Genomic DNA, 24,485 nt, shown 5'->3' with positions numbered 1-24,485 from the left:
GCGATGATCAGCGGAATGCATGTATCAAGAGACGCAATGAAAGATTTCTCGCTTATCTTTTATGCAATCTCGATTGTCATAATCTTGATTTCTCTTTTCTTACCTAAGAAAGTTGATAAACAATGAAACTGAACAACACTTCGCTCTTTTGTTTCTTATCCAGCATATCTGGCTTTGTTGCTCTTGCGATCCAATCTGTCTATCCGTTGTTTTTAAGCATGGCATTCCTTTTACTCGCCGGCTATCAGTTTGGAAAACAACGTCAACCCACAAACCCTAGTAAAGGAGACATTTGATTTGAAAAACTATACCCCTAGCTTCATGATCTTATCGAGCGCAGCACTGGCCTTCGGACTTGGGTTCAAATCCATCATTCCGTATGCGATGTTGATTGGTATCGGTTTACATATGATTTTCATCGGATGCGCTGCCTATTCGCTCGGTAAGTATCGGGCCCACGCCTCTCAACTCGACGTGTGACACCATGACCTTTTACGGTCACGGTGTTTTTTTGTGCCGATTTTCCTGTTTCAGATCGCTCTCCAATTCCCGGACCGGAAATTCAATCGCGATATCCCTTAAGCCTTCAAGGAAGCGTTTCACGTTCGCTACAGAGGTTTCAAATTTAATATCAAGCGCTTCCGCCTCGTTCCCAAGTGGATGCTCGAGATACCCATTTACTATGACCTCATCCCCATCCAGATCTCTTCTCACCAACACTAAGCTGACGAACGGTTCTGTCGGCGCGAACACGACTTCAGACACGACCCCGGCAACAAACGACTCGAACACAGATATGTAGCGCGCCACGATCAAACTGTCGAGCATAATGTCGTCGAACGTGATGCGATGGTCAGGCGTATGGAGTCCTACCCAATTCCGATGCCACGACGCGTCATGCATGTTGTCGGCGTCTGGATAGGCGTACGCGTAACTCTCGATCGTCACATCCATCGTCTCGTCACGCGACATCAATTTCGCAATCGGCATCGTTATCCGTCCTTTCGCAGTGAATAGCCGTCAATCTCCTGTAGACGCATCCGTTTCTGATCGACGGCCGCATGCACGATGACCGTCACCCCCGGATTGAGCTCCATCATCTTCTTGATTTTCGTCAAGTCGTCGCCCTTAATCTCGACCGGTAAGACGAACTCGCCTTCCTTCAAGTGAATGAACTTGATTTTCCCTTTATCGTCGTAACCTGTCACTTCGTATGTCGCATACTCGCGTTTCATTAGTAACAACCTCCTTTAAACGTCTTGTGTACTTAATAAATCACTTCCCTATCCCGTAATATTCTTTGACTTGATTCAAAGTAACTTGGATCCCGACTTTTTCTAATCTTGGATTCACTAGTTCATAGAGTTCTTTAATCATGTCTACACGATCTTCATCTACTCCGTAATGAATTTTGCGATGGCAGTTGGCGCATAAGCAGATAATATTCGCAGCACGATCTAAATCAACATCTGGAAAATCATCATATCGAGATATTCCCACGAAATGGTGCGCTTCACAATATGGATGTCTCGAAGATTTAGAAATAAAGGTTGCGTGCTCAGATCCTACCTCACATTGGTGCCCTGCTCTGGTCAATGCTGCAGCCGCCTCTCGAACATCTCTTGGGTATTTTTGACGACCACCTTCATCAATGACTAGCTGTTTACGTGGTCTTGGCACTTCATGTAAAGATGGATCTTCTTCTTTGACGATACCAGAATATCGATCAATAGCTTGTTGATACTCGATTTCATTATTTTCAAGATATTCATTATCATCTTTTAAAAGGATATACCTGTTGAATTCTTCAGCACTTCGGTCGTTAAGTAGTGTCTTTAATTTTTGATAGCTTTCTAACAGCAAACTAAAGTCATGTATGAGAACCGAGTTATCTGGTATCGCGTTCATATCATAATAGATACCCATAATATGACCATTTTCATATCCAATTGCTAAATCCTTTTGTGATGCTAAATCAATTTTTTTCAGATTAAACTTTGAAGGTACATTGATTTTACTGCGCATAATGCTAGCAGCTGTTCTAGCTTTCTCTTTTCCCAATTTCGCTCCGTATTCTTTACTGAAATATGTATATCCCTGATTCAAACTAAGATAAAATCCAGACATGTCGCTTTTAAAAAGATACACCAGATAGTACCCTCTGGTTGCTGAAGAAGTAATTGCTCGATCAAAACAACCGATCCAAGGAACTGTCGCCCAATTCCCCTTCCCTACTGAACCAGTGATTGTATATTTTTTCTGATCTAAGTTTAACTGCTCATACATTAAATTCGGAATTTCTTTTCTAACTTCACGACTGAGTTCGTTTTTTTTAAATGGGGATTGCTTTTCAGTCAAATAATTATTTAATACGTATCGGAACGTACTTTCAAGATTTTTGTTATTCATATTCCCACCTCATTTATCAATTAAATTACTATATTACCTATACTTTACCAAAATGGTTCTTATAATATTACTTTTCCCAGTAACTTTATTTATCCACACAAAAAATCCATCCCTGTAGCGGCAGGGAGGGATTCGTCTTACGCCTCGACGCTATCCGCGTGTTTGGCTTTATGGTCCGCGATGACGCCTGCGTACCATTTCGCGCTGTCTTTCCAGACGCGCTCTTGTGTGTCGAAGTCGATGTAGAGAATGCCGAAGCGCTTCTCGTAACCGAAGCTCCATTCGAAGTTGTCCATCAAGGACCAGAGATAGTAGCCAGCGATGTTCATGCCTTCATCGTTCAAATCAGATACGGCTGTGAGGTGCTTTTGGACGTAGTCGATCCGTTTATCGTCATGGACTTCGCCGTTCTCAAGCACGTCGTCATACGCGGCGCCGTTCTCGGTGATGATGATAGGAAGATCAGTGTACTCGTTACGTAAGCGACGGATCAGGTCTTTGAATTCGTTCGGGGCGATATCCCAGCCCATGCCCGTCTTGTCGTAATCGGAGTAAGCACCGACCGTCATGAAGTCGTTGGCTGCGCTGAACTCAACGAGTCCGCGGCTGTAGAAGTTGATGCCGAAGAAGTCGCACTCTGTCGAGATCGTCTCCATGTCACCTAGTTTGATGAAGTCGTACGTATGAACATATTTCGCAAACAAGTTCATCATGTCGACCGGATACTGACCTTTGAAAACCGGGTCGAGGAACCAGCGATTCGAGTAACCGTCCGAGTTGTTTTGGGCGAGTCGGTCATTTACCGAGTCCGTCTTGGCGTAAACCGGTGACAGGTTGAGCGTGATCCCGATCGGCGTCGTCGACTTCAACTCTTGCTTCAACAGTTCGACTGCTTTCCCGTGCGAGAGGAGCATATGGTGCACGGCGCGGACCGCTTCGTTCATGTCGCGATGCCCCGGTGCGTGGACACCGAGATGGTAGCCGAGGAAGCCGGCACACCATGGCTCATTGTGCGTGATCCATGAGTCGACGATGCCGTCAAGCTCATCGAAGCATACTTTGGCGTAGTCAAGGAACCAGTCGACCGAGTCGCGGTTCACCCAGCCGCCTTCTTCATGTGCCCACATCGGGAGATCCCAGTGGTAGAGCGTGACGGCCGGCTTGATACCTTCCTCACGGAGGCGTGTCGCGAGCGTCTTATAGAACGCCATCCCAGCCGGGTTGAACTCCCCCTTCGCCGGAAAGATGCGCGGCCACGCGATCGAGAAGCGATACGTGTCGACACCGAGCTGTTTGATGTGCTGGATGTCTTCTTCGAAGCGATGGTAGTGGTCGCACGCGACGTCACCGTTATGCTTCTCGAACACGCGTCCGTCGATGTCACAGAACATGTCCCAAATCGACGGCGTACGCCCGTCTTCGTTATGCGCGCCTTCAATCTGATACGACGAGGTCGCGGTGCCGAAGACAAAGTCTTTGTTAAACTGCATAGTCCATTCCTCTTTTCTCTCTAGTTATTCTTTGACCGCACCAGCCGAGATACTGCTGACGATATACTTCGACATGAACAAGAAGGCGATCATGATCGGCACGACCGAGATGGCGATACCGAGGTAAAGGGCACCGAGGTTCTCGGCGACTTGTGAGCCTTTCAGGAAGCCCATGAGGACCGGTAACGTGTACTTCTCTGGTGAGAACAAGAGCACGAGCGGCATTAGGTAGTTGTTCCATGAGCCGATGAACGTGAAGATCGACATCGTGGCGACAGCCGGCATCATCATCGGAAGCGCGATCGTATGGAAGATGCGAAGCTCGCTCGCCCCATCGATTCGGGCCGCTTCGATCATACTGACATGAAGCGTGGCCTGCGTGTACTGCCGGATGAAGAAGACGACGAACGGACTCGCGATTGACGGAATGATGAGCGGGATGAACGAATCGAGAATCCCGAGCGTCTTCGAAATCTCGTAGAACCCGATGAGTCCGAGTTGGCCTGGGACCATCATCATGACGAGCATGAAGATGAACATCACATTTTTCCCTTTGAAGTCGTAGAACGCAAAACCGAATGCGGTCATCGCCGAGAAGTAACCAGATAACAGTGTGACGAGAACGGCGATAATCAAGCTGTTCTTGAAGCCGTTCCAGATGTTGATGTAGTCACTCAAAATCGCATAGTTCTCGATGAGTGCCGTCCCCGGGAGAAGAGAGAAACCAGACATGATTTCTCCGTTCGTCCGTGTCGCGTTGACGAGCATCATGAGGAACGGGATGAAGCAAACGATCGTCAAGACGATCAAGCCCGTATAGATGACACCCCGGCTGAACAGTTTTTTCTTTTGCTTTTGTTGCGGCGGATCGACTTGACGCGGTGTCTCTTTGCGTGGCGGCTGCACTTCGCTGTCGGCGAGCATACGCCGTGATTCTGCATTTTGTTCCATTGCTTATGCTCCCTTCTGCGCAGCGCGTTCTTTACGGAACATGCCTTTGAAGACAATCGCCGAGAAGACGAGTGTGATCAAGAACAAGCCGTAAGCGACCGCTGCCGCATAGCCGTAGTTGTTATACTTGAATGCCTGGTTGTACAAGTAAAGTACCATCGTGTTCAATGAGCCATCTGGTGCGCCGATTCCATCCGTTAAGAGGAGCGGAAGGTCGAACAGTTGAAGTCCACCGATGAGCGATGTGATCATGATGTACAAGAGAATCGGTTTAAGTAGTGGCAGTGTGACGAACGTAAACATTTGCCAACGGTTCGCGCCATCGATATGGGCAGCTTCGAAGAAATCTTTTGAAATCCCCGACACGCCGGCCATGACGATGATGAACGAGTGACCGAACCACATCCATGTCAAAATGAGCGAGACGGACAGTTGTGCCGTCACCGGTTGCGATAACCAGTTGATCGGGTCCGAGATGATTCCTAGTTTCAAGAGGATCATGTTGAGTGAACCGTGCTGCCAGTCAAGCAAGATACCGAACAAGAGCGCGACCGAACTGATCGTGATCAAGTTAGGCAAGTAGAAAAATGAACGGAAGAACGCGAGGCCCTTCAATTTTAGACGAAGATCTGAGAACAGGAGTGCGAGAGCCAGTGCAAGACCGATCTGTAAGGCAAAGTTTACTCCCCAAATCTTGATCGTATTGACGAACGCCTCGATGAAGTACGTATCCGTCAAGAGTCGCGTGTAGTTGGCGAATCCGACGACCTCTTCTCCCGGGCTGCCGGTATAGTTAGTAAAACTGTAGTACAGGGTCAAGAAGACCGGATAAATACTGAATGTCAAAAAGACGACCCAAAACGGGGCAATAAAGGCATAGCCATAGCGGTCTAATTTTTTCACGTCGTGTTACTCCTTCCCTAGCAACCCTCAAAGGGGGGAAATCCCCCCACGGGTTAGCTGGCCTCAGTCAACTGTAATGTCTGGGTAAGCGTTTTTCGCTTGTTTCTTGAACTCTTCGATCGCTTCTTCTTTCGACTTCTTGCCTTCTACGTACTGGAGGACTGAAGCGCCGTAGAGCGTGTCGAGCTGTTGGTCGTATTTCGTGACGATTCCCGGTGTGATTTCATCCGCTTGGTCGAGGAAGAACTCGTAGTTGTTCTGTCCGCCGAGGAACTCATCGCTGAAGTCGTCTTTGATTTTGTCGGTAACTGGTTTGTAAGCGAGGACGTCACCTGTCTCTTCAGCCCAGCCAGTCAAGAACTCTTCGTCTTGTGTCATGAGCTTCACGAAGTCGTAAGCAGCTTCTTTGTTTTTCGATCCTTCGTAAACACCGAGCCATGTGCCGCCCCAGAAGTACGGGCTTGGACCGTTCGTGACTGCCCAGTCACCGGCTGTATCTTTCGCGCTGTCTTTCAAGACGCTGTGAAGGCCCCATGTCGGAAGGACGTAAGAGAAGACTTCTGTTTCCGTTTCTTTGCCGCCTTCTTTCACTTTGATTGGCTTCGACATCCCTTCGAACCAAGATGGTGACCATTCTGGAGCGAGTGCCGTGTATTGTTTCTCACGAAGTTCTTTCGCATAGTCCATGTAGTTGATCTTGTCTTCTGTCAACACGAGTTCGTTCTTGTCGTTTACCCATGCTTCTGGGTTCGCGCCTTGTGAGAACCAACGGATCGCGCCTTCGTCTGGGAACATTTTGTAGCCTTTTTGCTTCATCTTCTCAGCAACTTCGAAGACGCCGTCCATCGAGCTCATCATGTTGCCGATTTCAGTCGGATCGTCTGTGCCGAGGACTTCTTTTGCTAAGCTACGTTTGTAGTAGACGCCACCTGGTGTCGTTTGCCATGAGAGGGCGCGCACGTTGCCGTCTTGGTCTTTCCCGAGGTCGAAGACGTACGGGATATAGTCGCCAGAGATTTCGTTGACGTTGTACGGCTCATCTGAAAGGTTTTCCCAATAGCCTGCGTCAACCCATTGCTTGAGGAACGCGATCTCGCCTGTGAAGACGTCCGGTGCCCCCACGCCGCTTTCAAGTGCTGGCTTGAGTTTTGTCGGATAGTCGGCGATTGGAACGATTGTCAATTCGACTTTGACGCCGTTCTTCTCTTCGTATGTTTTGATTGGTTCTTTGAGCTCATCCGTGAACGACCAAACTTTGAGAACGTCGTCTTTAGAACCTGACCCAGAACCTGAAGTCTCTTCGTCGTTTGAGCAAGCGCCCAAGACGCCGACTGATAGTGCTCCGATTGAGAGTAAGCTGACTAATTTTTTACGCATGTGTGAACCCATCCTTTTAAGTGTTTTAGAAAGCGTTTACAAGAAGAGGTAATAATTTTTCGAAAGCGCTTTCGGAAATACTGAAATAAAATATCGAAAGCGGTTTCGATTTAGGGTAAATGATTTTCGAAATCGCTCTCTTTTCTCCAGTCCGCTGAAGCGAACAGAGCGACTTCGAAAGATCATCGTGACTTGTTTACTTTTTGACCGGTGCGCAGGACGCCCGTTCAATTAACCGAACTGGGATGACGCGACGTTCAGTTCGACGTTCTTTGGCTGTCATCTGCTCGATGAGTAGCTCGGCCGCCGCTTCTCCGATTTCGTCGGTATCTTGACGAATCGTCGTCAGTTTCGGTGTGATGTACTTGATCATCTCGATGTCGTCATAGCCGATAATCGAGATGTCTTCCGGGACCCGGAGACCGTGTTCATGGACGGCTTCGATTGCCCCGATGGCCATTTGGTCGCCTGCGACGAAGACGGCTGTCGGCGGTGACTCCAGTTGTAACAACTTTTCCATCGCCTGCTTGCCTTCTTCGACGGAGAAGAATCCGGCGTTGACCAAGTGATTAGGTTGAATCGGTAAGTCGAGTGCATGCATCGCAAGCTCATACCCTTTCACCCGGGCCGCACCAGCGTCAATCGACGAATCTCCGGCGATATGCGCGATGTGGCGATGTCCTAACTCGTACAAGTAGTTTACAGCCATGCGGGCACCTTCCGTGTTGTCCGAATAGACGACGCTACAGTTGGCGCTATCCATATCGACCACGACGATCGGGATGTCACTTTGCATGAGCTCTTGTACTTGCTCGTCCATCCGGTCCGAACAAATCACGACGATGCCATCGACTGCTCGATGTTTGAAGTGTTCGAGATAACTCATGTCCCGGTTCCGGAGGTTTCGCGAGGCGAAAATCAAATCATAGCCGTGCTCCTCGGTCGCGTGACGGAAACTTTCAATGATGCCGTTGAAGAATGGATGCTTCATTCCGACTTCGTTCGCTTCTGAGAACATGACCCCGATCGCCCACGATTTCTTCGTCGATAACGACTGTGCGTGTGCGTTTGGCAGATAGTCCATCTCAGCCGCAGCTTGTAATATTTTGGCTCTCGTCTTTTCGCTGACGTCCTTATAGTTGTTCAACGCTTTAGAGACGGTCGTAATCGAAAAGCCGGTTTTTTTAGCTAAATCATAAATCGTACCCATGTCATTCTCCTCTTCCCGAAAGCGCTTTCGGTAATTTGATTGTAGCGCATGAATTTGTAGGAATCAATTCTTTTTCGTGGAATATTTTGAGATTTATTTTCGTACCGTGTTTCTTCTATATTAACGGATAAAGTCACTTTTTGTCGTTAGTGTGTCCGTGTATACAGCCAAACGAGGTTCGTGAACTTTTGTACTTCTGTCTCTCCCGTCACCCCTTTGAACAAACGTTGGAACGGCTTGAGCAACTGTTCGAGGACGATTTTCCGAAGCCGGTCTTGATGGAGCTCGTATGTGATTGCTTCAAACAAATCCGCTTGCTCCTCGGTCATTTTCACGTGCTCATGGATGCGCGCTGCCATCTCGATTAGCTCCTCTTTCGTGACGAGATTCTTATCCGTCGTCCCGCGCATTTGGTCGACCGTGACCGGGTTCAGGATATGTTCTCCGGTATCGACCATCCGAGCCGCCATCAGTTCGACGTAGGCGTACAAATTACGAATCAATCGCTGAATCGAGTAGGCCGTGTTCGTGATCCGGAGTGTGAACAGGATATGTTGCAACATCCCGTTGAAGAGCACCGTCAACTCGACCGAATACGGACGAATCGCTTCCCCGATAATCTCCGTCAAGCGCATGGCGAGCCACTCGATTTCATAGACGCGGTGTTGGAGGACGAGCTTTTTCAATTCGGGCTCATTCGCTGACATAATCGACTCGAACAAGGCGTGGAGGTTCCGTTCTTCGTTCAATTGAATGAGGATGGAAATCTGCTCGATAAAGACGTCCTTGTCGCGCTTATCACGTCCCATCTGCATCTCAATCCGTCGTTGGCCGGCGTCGTAGCGCAAATTTTCGAGAATGTTGGCGACACAGTCCGTCTTCGAGGCGAAGTAATTGTAGAACGTGCCTTTGGAGATGTTGGCCCGTTCGATGATTTCTTGGACCGACGTCTGCTGCACTCCGTTCTCAATGAACAAAGCCATGGCCACGTCAGCAACTTTTCGTTTCTTATCCTTCATATACTGATTGCTCCGTTCTGTTTGAATTCTAGCTTAAGTATACCATTTTGAACCCTTAGTACAAAATGGTTGATTTATTTATACGACGGGTATAAAATCATGACATCGACACTTACTAGTATATAACTATTTAGAAAATAAAGGAGCAACTCGTATGAAACCAGAATTCCAAAAGAAACCGCCGTATCTCATGCTCGCGGTCCTCTTTGTTGGGGCGTTCATCGCCTTCCTCAACAACTCTTTATTGAACGTCGCGCTCCCATCGATCATGGTCGATTTGGAGATTGCTGACTACTCGACAGTGCAGTGGCTCGCGACCGGCTTCATGCTCGTGACGGGCGTACTTGTCCCGGCATCGGCCTACTTGATCACCCGGTTCTCAAACCGGAGCCTCTTCATCACTTCGATGGCGATTTTCGCCCTCGGGACGGCTATCGCTGCCTTCTCTCCAACCTTCGGCGTCTTACTCGCCGGTCGGATGATTCAAGCGGTCGGTGCTTCGACGATGGGCCCTCTCCTCATGAACGTCATGCTCGTCAGTTTCCCGCGTGAAAAACGCGGAACGGCGATGGGGATTTTCGGTCTTGTCATGATCTCAGCACCAGCCATCGGTCCGACACTCTCGGGTTATATTGTCGAGTACTATGACTGGCGCGTCTTGTTCGAGATGATTCTCCCGCTCGCCATCATCGGGCTCGGTCTTGCCATTTGGAAAGCCGAGAACGTCATGGTCCAAAACAAAGAGCAATCGCTCGACTATCTCTCGCTCGTCTTGTCGACACTCGGTTTTGGTGGCGTCTTGTACGGTGTCAGCTCGGCGAGTTCGGACGGTTGGGACAACCCGATCGTCTTGACGACGATGATCGTCGGGTTCGTCGCATTAATCGCCTTCGTCATCCGTCAGCTCAATATGGAGAAACCGCTCCTCGATCTTCGTGCGTATAAGTATCCGATGTTCGCACTCGCTTCAATCATTGCGATCGTCAACGCCGTCGCCATGTTCTCAGGGATGATTTTGACACCGGCCTATGTGCAAAGCGTCCGCGGCATCTCGCCGCTCGACTCTGGGCTCATGCTATTGCCGGGTGCCATCATCATGGGGATCATGTCGCCGATCACAGGGAAACTGTTCGATAAGTTCGGACCGAAGTTGCTCTCGATCACAGGTCTCACGATTACGGCCATCTCGACGTACATGCTCGCCAACGTCCAACTCGATTCGACGTACACGTACATCGTGACGACGTATACGCTTCGCATGTTCGGGATGTCGATGGTCATGATGCCCATCATGACTAATGGTCTCAACCAGTTGCCAACGAGCCTCAACCCGCACGGAACGGCCATCAATAACACGGCCCAACAAGTGTCGGGTGCGATTGGGACGGCCGTCCTTGTCACCATCATGAACTCGGTGACGAAGACTGAAGCCGAATCACTCATGACCGGCGTCGACCCAGCGACACTCACCGAGAGTGCGATGGGCGCGTTGACGCAGCAAGCGTTACTGTCAGGGATTCAAGTTTCATTCTATGTCGCTCTCGGTATGAACATTTTGGCGCTCGTGCTTGCGTTCTTCGTGAAACGAGTCGACGTGAAAAAACTTGATTTTAAAGAAGAGACAGCAGAACTCAAAAAAGCGAATTGAATTAATGAAACAAGCCGTCCTGAACAGGGCGGCTTGTTTGCTGTCTATCCTTTTGTAAAACTCAAATCGTGCCGATTCGGATGTTCCGGGTCATGTTGCCGAATTTTACGTTCGTAATACATCGTCGTCATCGTTTGAGTAGCAAATGCACACAATACAATGGTCATCCATAAGAAAAAATTAGACTGTAGCCCGGCCTTGAATAAAACATAGAACCCCATCGCGCCGAGCAACGAGATGGCGTTTCGCCCCATATAGGAACGACGAATGAGTGTTTGAACGTGCGGTTCATCTGTCAAACGCTGCATAAACCGGCTTTCACGCCATTCTAAATAACTTAACACGACGAGTCCCACTAAAAACGCGACCCCATAACCCGTTTGAAACTCGTTCATGACCAATAACGCAAATGAGATCCCGACCGCGATGACGACCGATACGTGCAAAGGCATCCATCTTTTTTGATACAGTTGAATCGTTCGAATTCGTGCTTGTTTCTCCATTTCTCATCACCTCACTTCTATCTTACGTAAGGAAACTGGTTTTTGTTTCCTTTTTTAACGATTTAGATTATTCTGATTAGAGGATGATCTTGAATATAGGGGTGAAGGATAGTGACTTGCAACCAAATACGACTGTTTAGCGGACTCGCACTTCTCGTGACGGGCGTCGCTTTACTACTTAAACGTTAACAAGCATTCGGGCATCTGCTCGGATGCTTTTTTCATGTAAACTGAAAGAACAAACTTGAGGACGTGTACGCGCTACGTCCATTAAGGAGGAACAGAGCATGTCGACTTGGGATAAACGATTCAATACGGATGAGTATGTGTACGGAGAAAACCCGAACGCCTTTGTGAAGCAACAGGCACACCTGTTCAAACAAGGGATGCGTGTACTCGCAATCGCGGAAGGGGAAGGACGAAATGCGGTTTGGCTCGCGGAACAAGGAGTCGACGTGGACATGTGGGACTACTCGCAAGTCGGTCTCGACAAAGCAAACCGGTTAGCGAAACGTAGCGGGGTCACTCTTCACACCCATCTCGTCGATTTGGTCGATGCCGATTGGCCGGAAGACGCCTATGACGCCATCATCTGTATTTACGGACATTTTCCCAATCATGTGAAAAAGTCCGTCGTTGCTGGGGTCAACCGAGCCCTAAAGCCAGGCGGTTATTTTGTGACGGAAGTCTACAGCGAGGCACAACTCGCTTATGGGACGGGCGGCCCGAAGCAAAAAGAACTGCTCTATACGCCAGCCGATTTCGCCTCACTCATGGATTCATTCAAAACGATTCACTTTTTCGACGGTACTGTGGAGCGACACGAAGGCGCACTCCACAACGGTGAATCGGCGGTCTTGCAATATATCGGACAAAAACATCACTGAATCGAAGAATTGGTTTCTCGTTCGATTCGAAAACAGGCTTCGAAACAAATCCGATTCGCCTCTAAAGCATATGCCGTCAACGTGCCTTCATGCAGGAGCATGATTTGCCGGGCAATCGACAGGCCAAGACCATCGCCGGGCGTCTCGCCTCGTGATGCGTCCACCCGATACGTCCGGTCAAACAAATGGTCGATGGACGCAATCGTCTGGGGTGTCGTCTCATTACACAGTTGCCATAAGACATACTCGTCTCGTTCAACAAGCGTCAATTCGATCGGTCCACCTGGTGTCGCGTATTTCAATGCGTTCGACATCAAGTTCTGAAAGACGCGAATCAGTTGGTCTTGATCGGCTTCGATGTAGAGATCGGGTTGCACATTGACCGACACGCGAGATCCAGCCTCTTCAAACAACGGGCCCATCTCGTGGACGAGCTGTGTCGTCAACAGACTGATGTTCATTCGATGTTTCGAGAGCGTCACTTGAGACGAATACAACCGGTTCACGTCCATCAACTGATCGAGCAATTGTTCGAGCTGAGCCGTTTTCTCGTTCAACACGTTGAAATGACTCCGTTCTATGTCCGTCATCACACGTTCGCTTTCGAGCAATTGTAGGTAGCCACGAATGCTCGTCAACGGTGTCCGTAAGTCGTGGGACAGGTTCGAGAACAGTTGATTCCGTTCTTCTTCGTGGGCCCGTTCCCGTTCAAACAGTTCTTTTAATTGAACGGACATTTGTGTGACATTTTTCGCAAGTGACGCGAGTTCATCCTGGCCCTTCAGGTCAACGGTTCGATCGAGGTCCCCGTTCGCAATCTGTTTAATCTCATCTGACAAATACGTGATTTTTCGTAATGTTTTTCGCATCATCAACGAGAAACCGATGATGAAAATGAAAATCGTAATGAACGTCACGGTCAAAAAGGCAAGATTGGACGTCAACGGCTCAGGCGTGTTCCCGCTCCGAATGTAATACATGCTAATCGAGTAGCCCATAATTAAAAAGGCAATCGTGGCGATGAGAGCATTGACTAAAATAATCCCAATCAGCTTGACGAGTAATCGGTCCCATTGTCGCTGCTTCATAACCGATACCCTACGCCCCAAACCGTCTTGATAAACGATGGTTTCCGTGGTGTCTCTTCAATCTTTTCGCGAATTTTAGTGATGTGCACCATCACGGTATTATCGACCTCAAACGCATCCTCTCCCCACACGGCCTCATAAATCTGTTCGACCGTCAGCACTTGATTCGGATGTCGCATGAAATAGGAAAGAATATCAAACTCTTTTGGGGTGAGGCGAATCAGCGCCTCACCTTTTTGACATTGCCTCGTCTGCACATCAAGCGTCAATTCTTGAAACATGAGTTTTCCAGACTGGGTCGCTTGATGTGCCCCATAGTCACGATAGCGTCGGAGCAATGACTTGACCCGTAACGTCACTTCGAGCGGATTGAACGGCTTTTTCATATAGTCATCTGCTCCGACAGAAATCCCTTGCATCAAATCCAAGTCACTCGTTTTAGCTGTTAGCATCAAGATTGGCATGAACTGTGTCTTCCGAATCTCGATACAGGCGGAGATGCCGTCCATGACGGGCATCATCCAGTCTAAAATGAGTAAATCAATCGGTTCATGCGCGACGATGTCGAGCACCTCTTGGCCTGTTTTCGCAAACCGAAGCGCATATCCTTCGTTCTTCAAATAAATCGCGAGCAGCTCGCGAATTGCCTCATCGTCATCGGCAATCAAAATGGTCGGTTGTGACCGCATGTTCTTCCTCCTTACTTGAATACATGTTAAACGTACGATTTATGGACGACCTTAGCAGTCGTCTCGATTGAACCTAGCGTAGCATCTTTTTTCCGCTTCTGTTCCATCCTACGCGTCAACTCGTCTGATTATCTTAAGGATACCGAGCGGATCGCAACGATTTCTGTGGTACTTCTTAAGATTTCTTAAGATGGCGCTAAAAACTCCTTACGTTTGTCGGGGGATACTAGACAAAAATAAGGAGTGATCGAATATGGAATTATTGACGCAATACGTGATGCTCGCCATCGGGATCATGTTTACCCCATTATCAGACGACGTGCTGATGATTACCCATTTGACTGTCGCGCCCCCAGGTTGGGCGCTCTTCGTCACGACGTGGGTCGTCTTCACGCTCGCGTTCAGTTGGTTTTATCTTGTCGGTCGCGGACTCCATCGCGTGATTCCGACTTCCAAGCGCAATTCCCGGTACTTGAATCGGGCGAAGGCACTCTATGAGAAGTACGGGTCACGGATTGTCCTCATCTCTTATTTCATTCCCGGCCTGCGCCATCCGCTTCATTACGTTGCTGGTTTCACATCGCTCAAGTTTCGGACGTATGCGCTCTACAATGCCATCTCGGCCTTGCTTTATACAGGAGCCTGGTTCATCGTGATTCGCTTAGCCGGTCAAGTCCCGGCATTTCAACAGTTACAAGATTGGGTCCTCGCTTTATGACTCAATGCCCCCGATACTTCCCGAGCGCTCGCATGTTGAGCAAGTAGAGCACCCCGGCATAGACGACCAAGCCGAGCACATAACCCGAGATTCCAGAAAAACCGCTGCCGTACACCATCACTTCTTTGATGGCCGTCGCCCCGTAAAAGATTGGCATGACGTAGCTCAAATTGCCGAGCCCGTACGGAATCAAGTCGAGTGGAATCAAGCCAGAGAAGAACACTTGCGGAATAATCGTGAATGGAATCATCTGGACGACTTGAAGCTCCGAACGGGCGAACACCGAAATCGTCGCCCCGAACAAGACGGCCGTCCCGGCCATGAGCAGCATGACCAACATAACCCAACCGATATTCCCGAGCGAGGTCAGGCCGAGCACGTAAATCGTATACAGCACGATGAGCACGGACTGGACGACCGCGAACACGCCGTAGCCGAGCGTATATCCTAGAATGACCTGTCCGCGTTTAATCGGTGTCATCAGAAGACGTTCGAGCGTGCCACCGCTCCGCTCTTTGACGAGCGCCATCGCCGACAGGATGAAGACGAAGAAGAACGAGAACAGCGACAAGAACACGTAGCCGAACGAGTCGAACGTCGATTGCCCTTCTTCCCCATATACATAGTTCATCTCGATATCAGCCGCCGGATTCAATGCCGACAACGCCGCTTGAATCTCCCGTACCGCCTTCGACGATTTCGTCGACGGTTCTCGGAGCGTGATCGTCGTCCCTTCCTGCGTCGCTTCAAAGATCGCATCGACGTCCTTATTGTCCTCTAAATATCCGAACGGATTGTCGACCGTGTCCAAGCGGACGTCGAGCGTCTCGGCTTCGAGCGCTTCGACGAGTTGTGTTTGTGCATCCTCATCGAGCACGACGACCGGCACGTAATCCGAGTCGCCGAGGAGAAAGTAGACGAGCGTCAAGATGAGGAGCGGGGCAATCAAAATCAACGCGACACTTCGTTTATCGTTGAGCGTCTGAAAGATGACGCGTTTCGCCAAGTTACGCATGACCCGTCCCTCCTTCTCGTCCAGCGATGAGGAACAGTTCCTCGACGCGACCGTTCTCCGTCTGGTCCAATAGATGCGGCACCGTGTCATAGGCAATCAAGCGGCCGTTATAGATGAGCGCGGCCCGGTCACATTCGAGTACTTCGTCCATGACGTGCGTCGAGACGATAATGGTCGTCCCGTTCGCGCGGATCGCTTGAAACTGGTCCCAAATCTGGCGGCGCAGAATCGGATCGATGCCGACCGTCGGCTCATCTAGAAACAAGACGTCCGGTTGATGGAGAATGGCGATGGCGAGCGACAGTCGTTTCTTCATTCCTCCTGAGAAGTTCCGAACGAGCTTTTTCCGATCGGCCGTCAAATCGACGAGGGCGAGCACGTCGGTGATGCGTTGCTGCAGCTTCGCCTTGCCGAGCTTATAAATCGACCCGAAAAATTCAAGGTTTGCCTCGGCCGACAAGTCTTCGTACAATCCATCGTTTTGAGGCATGAAGCCAATGTTGTGGAGCATATCCATGCTCGGCATCGTCGTCTCGCCGACCCGGATGGAACCCTTGTCTGCGGCCAAGGCACCAATCATCAGCCGGATGAGCGTCGTCTTACCTGAGCCGGATGGGCCGAGCAAGCAACAAATGTCGCCTGAGTTGATGGTAAAGCCAACATGATCGATGGCCAATTGGTCACCGAACGATTTGCTGATGTCGTTCAGTTGAATATCCATATTCATTCTCCTTTTCGATGCCATGTTCGAGTAAACTAAATTAATAGACACCGTGTTGGTTTATAGGTTCAGTATAGACCTCGGCAGACAACCCAACAATCGGCAATATCGGCCATCGTGTCGGTTATCAGACAGTTTCTACTCAAGTGTTGGATAAAGGAGAAAAATTAGATGGGACATGAAGATTTACGTATCATACGAACGAAACAATTGATCAAGACAGCCTTTTTAGACTTGATGGACGAGCAAGGATTCGAAGCGGTCACCGTGAAAGCGATCACCGAACGGGCCGGTATCAATCGGGGCACGTTTTATAGTCACTATGTGGATAAGTTCGATTTGATGGAGAAGTCGATTGAAGCCATCTTTCATGAAGCCGAACATAAACTCGTGAAAAACCTCCCCCATGTTTTCGGGGAAGAGCGCAGCGAATCTTCCTATCAACTGCTCGTCCCGTTCATCCGTTTCATCGAAGCGAACAAAGTCTTGATGAAACCACTCCTCAGACCGAATGGGGACCCACAGTTCCAAGCACGGCTCCGGTCGTATATGCACGCGGCGCTGTTCCAACGTTCCCCGACGGTGTTGTTCGACGAGACGAACTCCCTCGTACCAGCCGACTACTTAGTGTCTTACATCTCCTCGGCGCATATGGGTGTCATCTACGAATGGTTGTATAACGACCGGCCTGAAACGGCCGAAGAGATCGCCCGCATCATTTATACAATCACATTCGAAGGGCCGCTCACGGCAGGTGGTTTGAAGCCATAAAAAGAGACAGGTCATCATAACCTGTCTCTTCGAAGCGGCAGCGTGACGGTCACCGTCGTTCCGACCTGCACCTCACTATTCACCTGAATCTGTCCACCATGCAACGTGACAATCTTTTGAACGATCGCCATGCCGAGTCCCGAGCCACCTTGATGTCTCGAACTATCGGCCTGGTAAAACCGTTCGTATATGCGATCCACTTGATCCGGGGTCATCCCTTCCCCCTCGTCCTCAATCTCAAATACGATTGCTTCGGACGTCTGCATCAAGCGGACTTGCACCTTCCCGTCCTCGTAGGCATGGGTCATCGCATTCTGAAGCAAGTTCATCCACACTTGTTGCAGTAACCCGGCATCCCCGACCATATCGACTTCATCCAAATCAACGACCCACTTCAGCCGTTTCCGGGTCGATTCGCGCTCGAATGATAAGATACTCTCCCGAATCTGTTCGGTGAGCGAGAAACTGGCCAGGTCTAAGCCGACGACCGTGTGATCGAGTTTGGCCAGACGAAGTAAATCGCGAGACAATCGCGACAGCCGCTTCCCTTCCTGTTCAATCATCGTCGCATAATCGATTCGTTTCTCGGACGAGACGTCGTTTCGTTTCAACATCGTCGCATACCCGAGAATCGAGGCGACGGGCGTCTTGAACTCGTGAGCCATGATCGACGTCAATTCCTCATTCTTCGACTCATTCGTTGCGAGCGTCTCGGTCATTTGATTGAATTGGCTGGCCAACTTGCCAATCTCATCATTCCCACCGTCTTGGACCCGCACCGTTAAATCACCTGAGGCGACCCGGCTCGCCGCTTCCGTCACCCGGTCGATTCGACGCGTCATGAGACGAACCGCGAGTAACACGAACCCGCTCGAGACGAGCGCCGTGAGCAGCAGCGTCTGAAGTGACAAGTCACGGAAAATCGAAATCGGGTTGTCCTCCGCATTCGGCGTCAACGTCACAATCGTCTCGTCAATCAACAATGCGACTGCAGGCAACCGTTCATCGCGAACGGTCAACACGTCTCCCCGTTCCAGGCGAGCACGTTCGGATACGGACCAAGCATCGGTCTCGTATCGTTTCGTCGCCATGACGAGCGTCTGTTCCGAAAACAGTTCGACGACCTCATCGGCCCCGAGCTCATAGCGTTCGGATGCCGTCCGCATGCTGTCGGCCCGTTCGACGAGCATCGTCTCGACTTGCGTCGTCAACGAGTTGAATTGGAACGTCAAAAAGAGCGTCAATGTCAACAGAATCGGGATGAGCAACAGGCCGAAGAAGATGATGAGGAAACGGCCATAGATTGAACTGAGGAATCGCTTCATGACTTCAACTCCAACCGGTAACCAAGACCCCAAGCCGTACTGATTTGGAACGCCTCGACATGTTTCAGGCGACTGCGCAAACGATTGATATGGACATCGATTGTTCGCACGTCACTCTCCGTCTCATAGCCCCAAATCCGATCGAGCAACTGTTGTCTTGTGAACACTTGGTTCAAGTGCGTCGCCAGATAGAACAGCAACTCGAACTCTTTCTTCGCCACTTCAATCGTCTCGGACGGCGTGACCACGGTGAGTGAACTCTCATCCAACACGCAGTCGTTCAATTGAATCTGATGCTCCCGGTAGATGTTGGCCCGCCGGAGCATCGCCTCGATGCGAAGTTCGAGTTCTTCCAAATCGACCGGTTTGACGAGATAATCGTCAGCCCCGGCCCGGAACCCTTTCTTCTTATCCGGCAACGTTTCGAGCGCAGTCAACATTAAAATCGGGAACGTGTATCCGGCATCGCGCAATTGCTCCGTCAATTCGCGGCCATCGAGCCGAGGCATCATGACGTCGGTCACCATCAGATCGATCGGTTCCCGTTCGAGCACGTCCAATGCCTCTTCCCCGTCCACTGCCAAATGGACGCGGTAACCCGACGTCGTCAAATATTCGTGTAATAGACCCCCGAGCGCCGGATCATCTTCGACCAGTAGAATGGTGACCATCGTGAACCCCTGCTTTCCTTAAGCGTTTCGTAATGCTTCAATCGGTTGTAAATTCGACGCCTTCCGAGCTGGAATATAGCCGAAGACGACGCCAATCAGAATCGAGAACCCGAGTGCAAGCCCGATTGTCGAACTGGCGAGTGTGAACGGTACGCCCATGACGAGCGTCAATCCAAATGCGAGCAGTCCGCCCACGACCACGCCGATGAATCCACCAAGCAGCGACAATAGGACTGATTCGAACAAGAACTGTTGGCGAATCTTCCCCGGTGTCGCCCCTAGCGCTTTTCGTAAGCCAATTTCGCTCGTTCGTTCCGTCACGGAAACGAGCATCATGTTCATGATCCCAATCCCACCGACGAGGAGTGAGATGGAGGCGATGCCGACGAGTAGCATACTGAGCAAGGCATTGATTTGATCAATCGAGGCGAGCGCGTCCTCAAAGCTCGTAACGGTAAACGTGTCACGACCATTGAAGGCGGTCGTCAATTGTTGCGTCACTGCTTCGTTCACCGTCTCCGATTGTCCGGCTTCGGTGTAAATATCGAATGAGGCGATTGTGTTTTGATGGAACTGTTGGAGTGCGGTCGTCACCGGGATGACGATCGCCTCATCGGTCGACATCGAAAATTCAGATGACGGGGCGAGTGTTCCGACGACGGTATAACGAATGCCACCTACGACAATCGTCTCTCCGAGCGGTGAAGTCGTCGGGAATGCTTCTTTGGCCAGCGTGTCCCCAAGCAAGGCGACGTGCGTCTGTTGCTCGAGGTCGACCGGTGTGAGACCACGACCGGTCGCGACGGTCGAATCATCGAAATAGGTATCACTCTTGCCGACTACCGACTGCGTCGATGTCTGTGCTGTCACATAGACGTCTGTCTGTTGTGTCGTCGTCGGCGATACAGAGCGGACCCCGTCGATGGCTTCGAGCCGCTCGAGTTCAGCGACACTGACACCGCTCTTGCTCGCGTCTTCGATTTGAACGGTCATCCGGTCCGCCCCGAACGTCGCCACTTCTTCATTGATGGAATCGGTCACCCCTGAGATGATCGTCATCAAAGCGATGATGGACGCCGTCCCAATAACGATTCCGAGAATCGTCAAGAAGGAACGCATCTTATGACTGATGACCGTCAACCAGGCCATGCGTATATTTTCTCGAATCATCGTACCCGTTCCTCCTTTTCAATCTTCCCGTCCCGTACATGGACGATGCGTGTCGCTTCTCTCGCGATATCGATGTCGTGCGTGATCATGATAATTGTCTTCCCTTCGGCGTGCAGGTCATGGAACAGCTCCATGATTTGACGCCCGTTCGCTTGATCGAGCGCACCGGTCGGCTCATCGGCCAACAGTAATGACGGATTCGTCACTAACGCACGCGCGATGGCAACCCGCTGTTGTTGCCCGCCGGACAGTTGGTTCGGGAAAGCGTCGATCTTATCGCCGAGTCCGACGCGCGTGAGCATCTGCTTCGTGCGCACTTGGCGGTCTGCCTTCGAGCTGCGCTGATAAATCAAGGGCAGTTCGACGTTCGAGTAGGCGGATAGACGGGGCAGCAAATTGAACTGTTGAAAGATGAAGCCGATTTGTTTGTTGCGAAACAACGATAGCTCGGTCTCGGATAGTCCCGTCACGTCCTTGTCACCGAATCGGTATCGCCCGCTCGTATAGCCATCCAAACAACCGAGAATGTTCATGAGCGTCGACTTGCCGGACCCAGACGGCCCAAGGATGGCGACAAACTCTCCTTCTTGAATCTCGAGGTCGATTCCACGTAAGACGGTCTGCGCATTGTCGCCCAATCCATACGTTTTCGTGAGCGCCTCTACTTCAATGAAAGTCATTGGGCACCTCCGATTCGTGGCGGCATCAATCCGCCGCTCGTCGCTTCATCAAGCAATAAGACACGGTCTGCGTCCAATCCATCCTTGATTTCGACACGGCTACCGTCCGTGATGCCGAGCTCGACTTGTCGTTTGATCGGACCGTCGTCTCCTTCGACGTACACGTATGCGTCCTCCTCTTCGAACGTGATGCTGTCGAGTGAGAGTGTGTCCGCTTCTTCGGCACGGGCAGCGACGACGGAGCCTTCAAGCGTCATCCCGTTGCGCATACCATCCATCTCTGGTAGTTCGACGTCCATCGCATACCGTGCCGATGCACCCGGTGTCGTCATCCGCTCCGCCTCGTCTGCAATCGATTCAATCGTTCCATCTACCTCGCGATCGAGCGCACTCACATAAATCGTCAGTGGATCTCCTTCCTCGACTTTACCGACATCTCGTTCATCGACGAACAGCGTACCCATTCTCTCTTCGACGCTCGTCACTTGTCCCGCGAACGTATATACATTCTCAATCGTCTCGACCGATACGGCCTCTGTCTTATATTCGACCGACTGTGGCATCAACGCGACGCCTGCCCCTAATGCAATCGCCAATACCCCGATCCCGAGGCCCCATTTCCATTTCTGTTTCATCTGTGTATTCCTCCTTTTGGTTGTACCTAAAGGATAATCAGAAGATGTAAACAAAGTATAAACAGGCTTCGACGAATGAAGGTCGAGTTGTTTTTGTACATTCACGCGCGATATGCGTGTTCATACATCACGAAGCAGGGAATAAGAGACGTGATGGCAAACTGTTAGAGTAGACCATTACGCTTTCATACTTAAGATTAAAAAATACATGATGGAAGAAGGGCGAGACACATATGCAAAACGTGAACAAATCGGTGATTGTGATCGGTGGAGGGCTTGGGGGGATTTCGGCGGCCATCTCACTCGCACAAAAAGGGTACGACGTCTCCTTATACGAAAAGAACGACCATATCGGCGGGAAAGTGAATCGGCTCGAACAAGACGGCTTCGGCTTTGACCTCGGTCCGTCGATTTTAACGATGCCACAGATTTTTGAGAAGTTGTTCAAAGGCAGCGGCAAGCGGATGGAAGACTACGTGCCAATCAAACGGCTCGACCTTGAGTGGCGCTCGTTCTTCCCGGATGGCACCGTGCTCGATCTCTATCATGACTTGGACGTGATGGAGCGCGCCAACCCGACACTGTCACGTAAAGACATGTACGAGTATCGCGAGCTGTTGAAGTATGCTGAACGTATCTACCACACGACGGAGAAGGCGTACTTAAAAGAAGGGTTCGAATCGCCTCGTGAAGCAGTCGCACAGACGGGCCTCTTCTCGACGTTGTTCGGATTTGATTTGACGTCAACGATGTATGATGGGATTGCGAAACGGATCAATAACCCGCATTTACGGACGATGCTGTCATATTACGTGAAATACGTCGGCTCATCCCCGTACAGTGCACCGGCCGTTCTCAACATGATGATCTATATGCAGCACGCCCAAGGCTGCTGGTACGTCGAAGGTGGCACGCATAAGCTGGCGGAAGGATTGACGAAACTCGCGGAAGAGATTGGTGTAAAGCTCCATACCGGTCAAGGCGTCATCCGGGCGCATACGTTGAACGGACAACTCACGGCCATCGAACTCGAGGATGGACGACTCCGCTCAGCCGATTATTTCGTCTCCAACATGGAAGTCATCCCGTTCTATCAAAAGATGGTCGAAGCGGACGAGCAATATGTCGACAAGCTCGTTGAAAAGTACGAACCGGCCAGTTCCGGTTTCGTGCTCCACCTCGGCGTGAACAAAGAGTATCCGGCGCTCGGCCATCACAACTTCTTCTTCTCGGAGAACTTGCATGAACAGATGGACAAAATCTTTGAGCAGCACGAGTTGCCGGACGACCCGACGATTTACTTGGTGAACGTCAATAAGACCGACCCGACACAAGCACCGCCCGGGCACGAGAACATCAAGATTTTGCCGCATATCCCGTATATCCAAGACAACCCGTTCACACCTGAACAGTACGCCGCGTTTGAAGAGCGCGTCCTCGACAAGCTCGAGCGGATGGGATTGGACGGACTGCGAGAACATACGGTGACGCGCGACGTTTGGACGCCACATGACATCGAGCGCATGTACGGCTCTGACCGGGGCGCGATTTATGGGACCGTCGCCGATAAAAAACGGAACGGCGGCTTCAAGCACAAGAAGCAGAGCGATCTGTACGACAATCTCTACTTCGTCGGCGGCACGGTCAATCCCGGCGGCGGCATGCCAATGGTGACACTGAGCGGCCAGCAAGTGAGTGATAAGATTGCGAAACGTGACGGGGTTGCCACGAACTGAATACTTGAAGAGCTCTCATTCATACGACTGAATGAGAGCTCTTTTTTCATTCGCCTCAAACTTGAAACTTTTTACAATTTTCTTCCGTATACTACATAAAGCTTTAGAATACTGACTACATATCGGGAGGAAGCCATGCATCAAATCACAAGTTATTTCTTTATGTACGCCAAAGTCGTTGTCACCGATAAGATTCCATTCATCTGGACACTCGGAATCCCACTCATTATCGCCTTGACGCAGTCGTTTTCAGATATCCGCCAAGCGACGACAGTGGAATACTACCCAGGGCTCTCTTATTTCTGGGTGTATATTATTCTTGCTACATATGTGAACGGTGTCGGTATAGAACTCGCTCGCATGCGCGAATATGGACTGATGAAAACGTACGTGATGATTTCCGGGAACAAACTGACGTATGTCATCGCCGTCATCTTAGCACAGCTGTTATTCGCCTCCATCAGTCTGCTTTTATTCACAACAGTCGTCACATTCGTACACGGGTTCTTCTCGTTCAAGTTGATTGCAACGTCTCTACTCGTATTGATTGGGAGTATCCCTTTCGCGGTTGCTAGTGTCGCCATCACGGCACTTCCAGTGAAAGTATCGAGTCTCGGGACGTTCGCGAACATTCTGATGTTTCCGCTCTTTTTATTGGCAATCAACTCACCTGATCAATGGTTCAGCTTCCTCAATCCGTTCTACACGCTCCATGAATTCGCGCTCGGATTGCTGCACCTGACGACTCAAGTCGAACTCTCGTTTGGAGTATGGGCGACATTCCTTTCCGTACTCGGTTACTTCATCATCGGCGCGATTGCGTTGAAACGCTTCAGTCTCGTCTCACTCATCACACGCTAGGAGGTTCT

26 protein-coding genes are annotated in these 24,485 nt (G+C 50.3%); 7 read left to right on the top strand and 19 right to left on the bottom strand.

Translation table 11 applies throughout. From position 1 onward, the window contains the following. Nucleotides 1–297: 297 nt before the first annotated feature. Complete coding sequence (locus EVJ34_RS15760) at nt 298–480, top strand: hypothetical protein (RefSeq protein WP_131486024.1); 183 nt, start codon at nt 298–300, stop codon at nt 478–480. Nucleotides 481–498: 18 nt separating this feature from the next. Here the strand turns inward: EVJ34_RS15760 and EVJ34_RS14030 are convergent, their stop codons facing one another. From EVJ34_RS14030 to EVJ34_RS13990, 9 genes are all read right to left on the bottom strand, one after another. Beyond that, nucleotides 499–990 carry a WapI family immunity protein gene (locus EVJ34_RS14030; protein WP_131486023.1) on the bottom strand — a complete coding sequence of 164 codons (492 nt, stop codon included), beginning with the start codon at nt 988–990 and terminating at the stop codon, nt 499–501. A gap of 2 nt (nt 991–992) precedes the next feature. Then, nucleotides 993–1,235, bottom strand: a complete 243-nt coding sequence (locus EVJ34_RS14025) for a hypothetical protein (protein ID WP_131441496.1) — start codon at nt 1,233–1,235, stop codon at nt 993–995. A gap of 40 nt (nt 1,236–1,275) precedes the next feature. Further along, complete coding sequence (locus EVJ34_RS14020) at nt 1,276–2,409, bottom strand: MrcB family domain-containing protein (RefSeq protein WP_131486022.1); 1,134 nt, start codon at nt 2,407–2,409, stop codon at nt 1,276–1,278. A 137-nt stretch (nt 2,410–2,546) separates the two neighbouring features. Continuing rightward, nucleotides 2,547–3,899, bottom strand: coding sequence for a GH1 family beta-glucosidase (locus tag EVJ34_RS14015; RefSeq protein ID WP_131486021.1), 1,353 nt, complete (start codon nt 3,897–3,899; stop codon nt 2,547–2,549). Between the two features lie 24 nt (nt 3,900–3,923). Next, nucleotides 3,924–4,850 carry a carbohydrate ABC transporter permease gene (locus EVJ34_RS14010; protein ID WP_201739695.1) on the bottom strand — a complete coding sequence of 309 codons (927 nt, stop codon included), beginning with the start codon at nt 4,848–4,850 and terminating at the stop codon, nt 3,924–3,926. Between the two features lie 3 nt (nt 4,851–4,853). Next, nucleotides 4,854–5,753, bottom strand: a complete 900-nt coding sequence (locus EVJ34_RS14005) for a carbohydrate ABC transporter permease (RefSeq protein WP_131436900.1) — start codon at nt 5,751–5,753, stop codon at nt 4,854–4,856. Between the two features lie 63 nt (nt 5,754–5,816). Next, nucleotides 5,817–7,130 (bottom strand): ABC transporter substrate-binding protein, encoded by a 1,314-nt coding sequence (locus tag EVJ34_RS14000; RefSeq protein ID WP_236636719.1) that lies wholly within the window; start codon nt 7,128–7,130, stop codon nt 5,817–5,819. 196 nt (nt 7,131–7,326) lie between these two features. After that, nucleotides 7,327–8,340: a LacI family DNA-binding transcriptional regulator gene (locus tag EVJ34_RS13995; RefSeq protein WP_131436896.1), complete on the bottom strand. Its 1,014-nt coding sequence runs from the start codon at nt 8,338–8,340 to the stop codon at nt 7,327–7,329. A gap of 146 nt (nt 8,341–8,486) precedes the next feature. Further along, nucleotides 8,487–9,359 (bottom strand): TetR/AcrR family transcriptional regulator, encoded by an 873-nt coding sequence (locus tag EVJ34_RS13990; RefSeq protein WP_131486019.1) that lies wholly within the window; start codon nt 9,357–9,359, stop codon nt 8,487–8,489. Between the two features lie 154 nt (nt 9,360–9,513). On the opposite strand from EVJ34_RS13990, the gene EVJ34_RS13985 reads away from it, so the two are divergent. Continuing rightward, a complete protein-coding gene (locus EVJ34_RS13985) occupies nt 9,514–11,007 on the top strand; it encodes an MDR family MFS transporter (RefSeq protein WP_131486018.1) in 1,494 nt (497 codons plus the stop codon). A 44-nt stretch (nt 11,008–11,051) separates the two neighbouring features. Here the strand turns inward: EVJ34_RS13985 and EVJ34_RS13980 are convergent, their stop codons facing one another. After that, on the bottom strand, nt 11,052–11,510 hold the full coding sequence (locus tag EVJ34_RS13980) for a hypothetical protein (RefSeq protein ID WP_131486017.1): 459 nt from the start codon (nt 11,508–11,510) through the stop codon (nt 11,052–11,054). Nucleotides 11,511–11,797: 287 nt separating this feature from the next. On the opposite strand from EVJ34_RS13980, the gene EVJ34_RS13975 reads away from it, so the two are divergent. Continuing rightward, the gene (locus EVJ34_RS13975; protein WP_131486016.1) at nt 11,798–12,397 is read left to right on the top strand and encodes a class I SAM-dependent methyltransferase; all 600 of its coding nucleotides are present in this window, start codon (nt 11,798–11,800) and stop codon (nt 12,395–12,397) included. Here EVJ34_RS13975 and EVJ34_RS13970 read toward each other — a convergent pair. Both EVJ34_RS13970 and EVJ34_RS13965 read right to left on the bottom strand, forming a co-directional pair. Continuing rightward, nucleotides 12,391–13,485 carry a HAMP domain-containing sensor histidine kinase gene (locus EVJ34_RS13970; protein WP_131486015.1) on the bottom strand — a complete coding sequence of 365 codons (1,095 nt, stop codon included), beginning with the start codon at nt 13,483–13,485 and terminating at the stop codon, nt 12,391–12,393. The genes EVJ34_RS13975 and EVJ34_RS13970 overlap by 7 nt on opposite strands. Beyond that, on the bottom strand, nt 13,482–14,174 hold the full coding sequence (locus tag EVJ34_RS13965; RefSeq protein ID WP_131486014.1) for a response regulator transcription factor: 693 nt from the start codon (nt 14,172–14,174) through the stop codon (nt 13,482–13,484). The genes EVJ34_RS13970 and EVJ34_RS13965 overlap by 4 nt, the downstream gene beginning before the upstream one ends. Nucleotides 14,175–14,427: 253 nt before the next feature. Between EVJ34_RS13965 and EVJ34_RS13960 the strand changes: the two genes are divergently transcribed. Beyond that, nucleotides 14,428–14,892: a DedA family protein gene (locus EVJ34_RS13960; RefSeq protein ID WP_131486013.1), complete on the top strand. Its 465-nt coding sequence runs from the start codon at nt 14,428–14,430 to the stop codon at nt 14,890–14,892. 1 nt (nt 14,893) lies between these two features. Here the strand turns inward: EVJ34_RS13960 and EVJ34_RS13955 are convergent, their stop codons facing one another. Then, the gene (locus tag EVJ34_RS13955; protein ID WP_131486012.1) at nt 14,894–15,907 is read right to left on the bottom strand and encodes an ABC transporter permease; all 1,014 of its coding nucleotides are present in this window, start codon (nt 15,905–15,907) and stop codon (nt 14,894–14,896) included. Further along, nucleotides 15,900–16,628 carry an ABC transporter ATP-binding protein gene (locus EVJ34_RS13950; protein WP_131486011.1) on the bottom strand — a complete coding sequence of 243 codons (729 nt, stop codon included), beginning with the start codon at nt 16,626–16,628 and terminating at the stop codon, nt 15,900–15,902. The genes EVJ34_RS13955 and EVJ34_RS13950 overlap by 8 nt, the downstream gene beginning before the upstream one ends. A 171-nt stretch (nt 16,629–16,799) precedes the next feature. On the opposite strand from EVJ34_RS13950, the gene EVJ34_RS13945 reads away from it, so the two are divergent. After that, nucleotides 16,800–17,399 (top strand): TetR/AcrR family transcriptional regulator, encoded by a 600-nt coding sequence (locus EVJ34_RS13945; RefSeq protein WP_131486010.1) that lies wholly within the window; start codon nt 16,800–16,802, stop codon nt 17,397–17,399. Nucleotides 17,400–17,413: 14 nt separating this feature from the next. Here the strand turns inward: EVJ34_RS13945 and EVJ34_RS13940 are convergent, their stop codons facing one another. Genes EVJ34_RS13940 through EVJ34_RS13920 form a run of 5 tightly spaced genes read right to left on the bottom strand, consistent with a single transcriptional unit; the run spans nt 17,414 to nt 21,880 of the window. After that, nucleotides 17,414–18,724: a HAMP domain-containing sensor histidine kinase gene (locus EVJ34_RS13940; protein ID WP_131486009.1), complete on the bottom strand. Its 1,311-nt coding sequence runs from the start codon at nt 18,722–18,724 to the stop codon at nt 17,414–17,416. After that, nucleotides 18,721–19,395 carry a response regulator transcription factor gene (locus EVJ34_RS13935; protein WP_131486008.1) on the bottom strand — a complete coding sequence of 225 codons (675 nt, stop codon included), beginning with the start codon at nt 19,393–19,395 and terminating at the stop codon, nt 18,721–18,723. Before EVJ34_RS13935 ends, EVJ34_RS13940 begins: the two co-directional genes overlap by 4 nt. A gap of 18 nt (nt 19,396–19,413) precedes the next feature. Beyond that, entirely contained in the window at nt 19,414–20,565 is a 1,152-nt protein-coding gene (locus EVJ34_RS13930; protein WP_131486007.1) for an ABC transporter permease, read from the bottom strand. After that, nucleotides 20,562–21,245: an ABC transporter ATP-binding protein gene (locus EVJ34_RS13925; RefSeq protein ID WP_131486006.1), complete on the bottom strand. Its 684-nt coding sequence runs from the start codon at nt 21,243–21,245 to the stop codon at nt 20,562–20,564. The genes EVJ34_RS13930 and EVJ34_RS13925 overlap by 4 nt, the downstream gene beginning before the upstream one ends. Further along, nucleotides 21,242–21,880, bottom strand: coding sequence for an efflux RND transporter periplasmic adaptor subunit (locus tag EVJ34_RS13920; protein WP_131486005.1), 639 nt, complete (start codon nt 21,878–21,880; stop codon nt 21,242–21,244). Before EVJ34_RS13920 ends, EVJ34_RS13925 begins: the two co-directional genes overlap by 4 nt. 233 nt (nt 21,881–22,113) lie before the next feature. Between EVJ34_RS13920 and EVJ34_RS13915 the strand changes: the two genes are divergently transcribed. Both EVJ34_RS13915 and EVJ34_RS13910 read left to right on the top strand, forming a co-directional pair. Further along, nucleotides 22,114–23,616: a phytoene desaturase family protein gene (locus EVJ34_RS13915; protein WP_131486004.1), complete on the top strand. Its 1,503-nt coding sequence runs from the start codon at nt 22,114–22,116 to the stop codon at nt 23,614–23,616. A 135-nt stretch (nt 23,617–23,751) separates the two neighbouring features. Continuing rightward, nucleotides 23,752–24,477 (top strand): hypothetical protein, encoded by a 726-nt coding sequence (locus EVJ34_RS13910; protein WP_131486003.1) that lies wholly within the window; start codon nt 23,752–23,754, stop codon nt 24,475–24,477. Nucleotides 24,478–24,485 lie beyond the last annotated feature (8 nt).

This window comes from Exiguobacterium sp. SL-9 (assembly GCF_004336985.1).
Lineage (GTDB): Bacteria > Bacillota > Bacilli > Exiguobacteriales > Exiguobacteriaceae > Exiguobacterium.
This window is presented reverse-complemented; position numbering and strand designations above follow the sequence as displayed.